This is a genomic window from Cyanobium sp. LEGE 06143, assembly GCF_015207535.1.
In the GTDB taxonomy this organism is placed as follows: Bacteria; Cyanobacteriota; Cyanobacteriia; order PCC-6307; family Cyanobiaceae; genus NIES-981.
In genome coordinates this window covers 1-4,977 of record NZ_JADEWP010000186.1, presented here as the reverse complement: position 1 = coordinate 4,977, position 4,977 = coordinate 1, and the positions used below count along the sequence as shown (strand labels likewise).

Here is a 4,977-nt window from a genome sequence, read left to right as displayed (position 1 = left end):
CCCCCCTGCTGTTCCATGCTCGCGACCGCGGCGATGAGCCCCTGCACGACAGCGCCGAGCGGCGCCAGCGGGGCTGGCAGCGGCTGGTGCTGTTTGCCTCCTACCTCAGGCCCGAGCGGCTCCAGGTGCCTGGCCTGCTGGAGCAGCTGCGCTATGCCATGGCACCGGGGCTGCGGCGGTCAAAGGCCTACTTCGGGCTGTATCCCTTTCAGTGGCTGCCGGGCTGGCAGGAGGAGTTTGCCTCCCTGGTGCCCTCCGGTGGCCTGCAGCTGCGGGTGGCTCCGGTGCTGGAGCGGCTGGTGTTTCCGCGCTGCCGGCCGGCGCTGCTGGCCTGGATCCGCCGCCTGGCCGCCCTGGAGGGGGTGCGCCAGTTGATCCCGGCCCACTACGAGGCACCCGTGCCCTGTGACGGCGCCGGCCTCGAGGCGCTGGCCACGGCCCTGGAGGCCCGTCCCTGGGCTCCGGCTGAATCCAGCTGGACGTTTTTGGCCAGCGTCGATGCGGCCCTGCTGCGCTGGGGCGTGGTTCCCGAGCAACCGGGCTGCTGAGGACCCGTTGGCCCCCTCGGGTCCCTGCTTCAGAGCCTCAGTTCGCCGGGGTCGGCGTCGCAGGAGTCGGAATCGTCGCCATCGCTGGAGAGCAGGCTGGAGTCCAGCTCCATGCGCTGCTCCATCTGGCGCAGGAAATAGCCGGTCATCATGGCCGAGGCCAGCAGGCCGGCCAGGTTGTCGCGGTTGGTCTGGATCTTCACCTCGAAGTGCTCGCCCGGCAGCATGCCGAGCAGACCCTGCACGTTGTGGCGAATGATGTCCTGGATGTCGCCGCTGGCCGAGCGCGCCACCCGCTGCAACACATCCGGAGACTGTTCCTGGAGGTACTGGATCAGCGAATTGCCACTGATGGCTTCATTGTCCGTGGTCAGGAACTCCGGGTTGAACATCTTCCGGTGTGCTCCGCATCACCACGGAACCTTAACCCAGTCCTTGTGACAAGCCGAGATCATCGGCTGTTCGGGAAAACCGAATCGCACCGAAGCGCTGCAGGGGCCAGTAGCGCCACACCGCCGCCCCGACCAGCTGGTCCTCCGGCAGGGGGCCCCAGAGGTGGGAATCGAGGCTGGCGTTGCGGTTGTCCCCCAGCACCAGCAGTTGCTGGGGCGGCACCAGCACGGGTCCGAAGCTGTAGTCCATCGGTTCGGCGGCCCAGTCGGTCTGAACGGCCTCGCCGTTGCGCCAGAGCCTGCCCTGACGCACCTCCACCTGATCCCCAGCCCTGGCCACGACCCGTTTGATCAGGGCGGCCTCCGGGGCATAGCCCGCCGCCACCAGCACGGCGGGGGGGTGGAACACCACCACGGAACCCACGGGTAGGGGCCGGTGCAGGCGGGTTCGCACCTTCTCCACCAGCACCCTGTCGCCTAGCTCCAGGGTGGGCAGCATCGAACCGGAGGGAATCCAGCGCGGCTCCACCACGGCCCAGCGCAGCAGCAAGGCCACGGCGACCCAGAGCAGCAGAGGCAGCAGCTGGCGGCGCAGCCTCTGCTGCGTCGTGGCCTGCGCCAGGCTGGCTTCGGGTTCAGATGGGGAGGGGGACAAGCCGGTGGCAAGGATGGTGCACCCATCCTGCTCCTGAGAGCGTGGACCTGGCTCGCCGCAATCTGGAGGCCTCCGTTCGCCTGCTGCAGGCGCTGATGGCGGCTGGGCTGGAGCTGGTGGTGGTCTGCCCCGGCAGCCGCTCCGGCCCGCTCGCGGTGGCCGCCGGTCTGCTGGAGGGTCAGAGCCTGCGGCTGCGCACCGCGCTGGATGAGCGCTCGGCGGCCTTTTTCGCCCTGGGCCATGGCCGCGCCTCGGGGCACGCCGCCGCCGTGATCACCACCTCCGGCACGGCGGTGGCCAACCTGCTGCCCGCCTGTGTGGAGGCCGATCTCGGCGCGATCCCGCTGCTGCTGATCAGCGCCGACCGTCCGCAGCGCCTCAAGGGCTGTGGTGCCAACCAGGCCGTGAACCAGGAGCAGTTTCTGATGGCCAGCGTGCGCCTGCTGCTGCAGGGGCACGCCGAGGGGCTGGCGGCGATGGCGGCCGGGGAGCTCGAGCAGCTGGCGACCCAGGCGCTGGCCGCCACGACGGTCTGCCCGGGGAGGCCTCCCGGGCCGGTGCATCTGAACCTGCCCATCGAGGAACCCCTGCACGGGGATGGGCCAGCCCTGGAGAGCACCAGGGCCTTGGCGACCCGGCTTGAGGCGGCGCAGCGGGCTCGGGACACGGGCGCCGGGCCCGAGCCTGGCTCAGCCGGGGCCGGGAACCAGACCTGGACCCGGCCCCTGGGCGTTCCAGCGATCGGCAGCGGTGGTCTGGATCCCGACCAGCCCGGGCTGGTGGTGGCCGGCCCCTGGCGGGGTCTGCCCCAGCACGGCCCGGCCTACCGCGAGGCCGTGGCGGCCTGGCAGCGGCGCAGCGGCTGGCCCGTGCTGGCCGATGGCCTCAGCGGCTTGCGGGGTTGGCCGGGCCTGGAGCTGGTGACGGTGGCGGATCTGCTGCCAGACCCCGTGCCTGCCGCCCTGCTGGCCCCCCAGGTGCTGCGGCTCGGTCCCCTGCCGGCGAGTCGGCGGCTGCAGCAGCTGCTGCGTTGCTGTGGCGGCCGGCAGTTGCTGATCACCGAAGGCGAGCCGCGCCACCTCGATCCGCTCGGCACGGCCTCGGGCCAGTGGCCGGCAGGGCTGGCCGCCTGGATCGCCCAGCTGCCCCCTGAGGCGTGCGTCGGAGCACCGGGGTCCGCCAGCTTGGCCCTTGCCCGCCGCTGGCACGTCCTGGAGCGGCAGCTGCAGGCCAGGCTCGACACGGCCCTGGCCGCACCGGCCTGGGGCGAGCCGGCCCTGGCGCGCCAGCTGAGCCGGCTGTTGCCGCCCTCCCTGCCGCTGGTGATCGCCAACAGCTCGCCCGTGCGCGATTGGGACAGCTTTGCCGCCGCCGCCGCTCCCTTCCGGGAGGTGTATGCCTTCCGCGGCGCCTCCGGCATCGACGGCACCCTGTCGCTGGCCTGCGGCGTGGCGGAGGCCGTTGGCGCGGCGGTGCTGCTCTGCGGCGATCTGGCCCTGCTGCACGACAGCAACGGCTGGCTGTGGCGGCGCCAGCTGGGCGGGCGGCTCACGGTGGTGCTGATCGACAACGGCGGCGGCGGCATCTTCGAGCAGCTGGCGATCCGTCCGCAGCAACCGGCGCCCCTGGATTTCGAGCGGTTGTTCGCCATGCCCCAGGCCGTGGACCCCCTCGCCCTGGCCGCAGCCCACGGCGTGCCCGGCCGGGAGGTGGCCGCCGCCGCCGAGCTGCCCCTGGCCTTGAGCTGGGCCCTGGAGCAACCGCTGGCCCTGCTGCGGCTCTGCAGCGACCGCCGCCGCGACGCCGCCGCGCGGCAGGCCCTGCGCAGAATGGCCAGCGTCCCGGCCCCGCCCCCATGACCGCCGTTCCCGTGAGCTGGCAAGAGGCCGGTCGCTACCAGGACATCCGCTTTGAGCTCTGCGACGAGGGCATCGCCCGCATCAGCATCGACCGGCCCCACAAGCGCAATGCCTTCCGGCCCCTCACCGTGCAGGAGCTCTGCGATGCCTTTGCCAGGGTGCGCGACAACCCCCGCATCGGCGTGGTGCTGTTCACCGGCGCCGGCCCTGCGGCCGATGGGGGCTGGGCCTTCTGCGCCGGCGGCGACCAGAGCGTGCGCGGTGATGGCGGTTACGTGGATGAGCAGGGCCTGCCCCGGCTCAACGTGCTCGACCTGCAGCGGCTGATCCGCAGCCTGCCGAAGGTGGTGATCGCCCTGGTGGCGGGCTATGCCATCGGCGGCGGCCAGGTGCTGCACCTGCTCTGCGACCTCTCGATCGCCGCCGAGAACGCCCGCTTCGGCCAGACCGGCCCGCGGGTGGGCAGCTTTGACGGCGGTTTCGGGGCCTCCTACCTCGCCCGGGTGGTGGGCCAGCGCAAGGCCCGCGAGATCTGGTTCCTGTGCCGCCAGTACGGCGCCGAGCAGGCCCTGGCCATGGGGCTGGTGAATGCGGTGGTGCCGTTGGAGCAGCTGGAGGCTGAGGGGCTGGCCTGGGCCCGGGAGGTGCTGCAGCACAGCCCCACCGCCATCCGCTGTCTCAAGGCCGCCTTCAATGCCGAAACCGACGGCATGGCCGGGCTCCAGGAGCTGGCCGGTCAGGCCACCCACCTCTTCTACCGAACCGCCGAGGCCCAGGAGGGGCGTGATGCCTTCCTGGAGAAGCGCCCGCCGGACTTCTCCGGCTCCGCCTGGCTACCGTGAGTTCAAGTCGCCTGCCCAGGCCCTTGCGCCGTCTGGCCCTGTCTGCCCTTGTCGGCGCTCTGCTGGCCTCCCTGCAGCCGGCAGGGGGCATGGCCGCTCAGCAGGCCGCCCAGGCGGTATCTGAGGACTCCGGGCCGCAACGGGAGCTGGTGCTCGATCGGCGCCGGCGCCATGTGCGGGTGATGGCCGGTGGTCGGGAAGTGCGCCGCTTCCCCGTGGCGGTGGGCCGCCCCGGCTGGGAGACGCCGGTGGGCCGCTTTGAGGTGATCGAGCTGGTGAAGGATCCGATCTGGGAGCATCCCGCCACAGGCCAGCGGGTGCCGCCTGGGCCCGCCAATCCCCTGGGCAGCCGTTGGATCGGCTTTCACCGCGACTGCCTGGGCCGCAGCGGCTTCAATGGCCGCGAGTACCTGGTGGTGGAGGGCTGCGTGAGCTCCGGCTTCCACGGCACCCCCAACCGCGACAGTGTCGGCCAGGCCGTCTCCCACGGCTGTGTGCGGCTGCTCGATGAGCATGCCAGGGAGCTCTACGAGCTGGTCAGCCTGGGCACCCCCGTCACCGTGCTGCCCTGACGGGACCCCCCCTAAAGTTGCGCCCTCCCTGGGCCGATCTGCATGCGGGTTCTGTTTGCAGCTGCTGAATGCGCCCCGCTGGTCAAGGTGGGGGGCATGGGGGATGTGG

At 72.0% G+C, this 4,977-nt stretch carries 7 protein-coding genes; 5 read left to right on the top strand and 2 right to left on the bottom strand.

The genetic code is table 11. From position 1 onward, the window contains the following. On the top strand, positions 1-548 hold a 548-nt coding region (locus IQ216_RS11700), incomplete at its 5' end, for a DUF4336 domain-containing protein (protein ID WP_193815588.1). Positions 549-577: 29 nt separating this feature from the next. Here the strand turns inward: IQ216_RS11700 and IQ216_RS11695 are convergent. Both IQ216_RS11695 and lepB read right to left on the bottom strand, forming a co-directional pair. Then, a complete protein-coding gene (locus IQ216_RS11695) occupies positions 578-940 on the bottom strand; it encodes a DUF760 domain-containing protein (RefSeq protein WP_186696519.1) in 363 nt (120 codons plus the stop codon). Positions 941-971: 31 nt separating this feature from the next. Continuing rightward, positions 972-1,595, bottom strand: coding sequence for a signal peptidase I (gene lepB / locus IQ216_RS11690; RefSeq protein WP_370566729.1), 624 nt, complete (start codon positions 1,593-1,595; stop codon positions 972-974). A 95-nt stretch (positions 1,596-1,690) separates the two neighbouring features. Here lepB and menD point away from each other — a divergent pair, with 95 nt between their 5' ends. The 4 genes from menD to IQ216_RS14770 all read left to right on the top strand — a co-directional run. Continuing rightward, on the top strand, positions 1,691-3,454 hold the full coding sequence (menD, locus tag IQ216_RS11685; protein ID WP_370566731.1) for a 2-succinyl-5-enolpyruvyl-6-hydroxy-3-cyclohexene-1-carboxylic-acid synthase: 1,764 nt from the start codon (positions 1,691-1,693) through the stop codon (positions 3,452-3,454). After that, a complete protein-coding gene (gene menB, locus IQ216_RS11680) occupies positions 3,451-4,296 on the top strand; it encodes a 1,4-dihydroxy-2-naphthoyl-CoA synthase (protein ID WP_186696517.1) in 846 nt (281 codons plus the stop codon). The genes menD and menB overlap by 4 nt, the downstream gene beginning before the upstream one ends. Then, a complete protein-coding gene (locus IQ216_RS11675) occupies positions 4,293-4,868 on the top strand; it encodes a L,D-transpeptidase (RefSeq protein WP_370566728.1) in 576 nt (191 codons plus the stop codon). Before menB ends, IQ216_RS11675 begins: the two co-directional genes overlap by 4 nt. Positions 4,869-4,910: 42 nt before the next feature. Continuing rightward, positions 4,911-4,977, top strand: a 67-nt coding sequence (locus IQ216_RS14770) for a glycogen/starch synthase (protein ID WP_193815589.1), incomplete at its 3' end; no start/stop codon positions are given.

Excerpts from the sequence above, each read along its gene's own strand:
- menB (WP_186696517.1), top strand. The coding sequence starts at position 3,451 with ATGACCGCCGTTCCCGTGAGCTGGCAAGAGGCCGGTCGCTACCAGGAC.
- IQ216_RS11695 (WP_186696519.1), bottom strand. The coding sequence starts at position 940 with ATGTTCAACCCGGAGTTCCTGACCACGGACAATGAAGCCATCAGTGGC.
- menD (WP_370566731.1), top strand. The coding sequence starts at position 1,691 with ATGGCGGCTGGGCTGGAGCTGGTGGTGGTCTGCCCCGGCAGCCGCTCC.